A 1,041-nucleotide genomic window follows, 5' to 3' on the forward strand; every position below is an offset into this window, starting at 1 on the left:
GCGGGGAGGAGGTGCCTCGCGACGGCGTCCCGTCGGATGTGGTGCGGGTTCTCGGCTGGGGGTTGTTCAGCGGGGGAGGATCTCCAGGAAGACGCCCTGCACTCCGGGGCGGTGGGCCAGCAGGTAGACGGTGTGGTTGTCGGAGCTGACGGTCATTCCGTAGCTGAAGTCGGCGTCGGTGGGGAGCGTCTCGCCGGGCACGGCGGCGTAGTCGGCGGTGGAGTCGAAGGCCACCAGGGAGAGCCGCTTCGTGGTCTGGTCGTACGCGGCGCGGCGCAGGAGGCCGCCGGCCGGGGTGGTGGACGGCGCGCCGCCGGTGGAGAAGTCGGGCGTGAGCGTGACCGGGGCCGTCGCGGTGTCGCTGTCGGTGTCGACGGGGTGGGCCAGGCGGGGGTCGCCGGGGTCGCTGTCGGTGACGATCAGGTGGGTGCCGTCCTTGGTGTAGGTCGCGTAGATCACCTGGGCCGGGAGGTTCGCCACGGTGCCGACGGCGGTCGGGGTGCCGGCCGAGAGGTCCAGGTGCACGAGGCTGGTGCCGGAGCTGACGTAGGCGTCGGTGCCGCCGGGCCGGACGGCGATCCGGCGCACGTAGCCGTCGGGCATCGGCACCTCGCCGGTGAACGCGCTCTGCGCGGTGGAGAAGGTGAGCACCCGGCCGGGCGTCCGGGTCGGCGGCTGCCCCGGCCGCAGGTACCCGCTCGGCCCGTCCTGGGCGACGAGGACCGTGCCGCCGTCCGTGCCGATCGCGACCTGGAAGGCGCCGCCGTCCTTCCAGGTGTCCGGCCGGATCTCCGGGGGCAGGGGGACGGTGGCGACGACGGTGTTCGTCGTGGTGTCGACGACGTACAGGACGAGGCCGCTGACCGCGTACACCCGGGTGCCGTCGGGGCTGATCGCCGATTTGTCGGAGGTGTAGTCGAGGCCGCCCAGGGGGATCTCGGCGGTGACGGCGCCGGCCGCGGTGTCGACCACCTTGAGCTTGCCGTCGGCCGTGACGTACGCCCTGCTGCCGTCCGGGCTGACCACGACGCCGGTCACCAC

Annotated in this window: 1 protein-coding gene; it reads right to left on the reverse strand. The window is 73.5% G+C overall.

What is annotated here, in order from left to right:
• Positions 1-66: 66 nt before the first annotated feature.
• The coding region (locus ACFV4F_RS43490) for a YncE family protein (protein WP_380511625.1) at positions 67-1,041 on the reverse strand (975 nt) is incomplete at its 5' end.

Origin of the sequence: Kitasatospora sp. NPDC059722 (assembly GCF_042733235.1) — a bacterium.
Taxonomy (GTDB): domain Bacteria; phylum Actinomycetota; class Actinomycetes; order Streptomycetales; family Streptomycetaceae; genus Kitasatospora.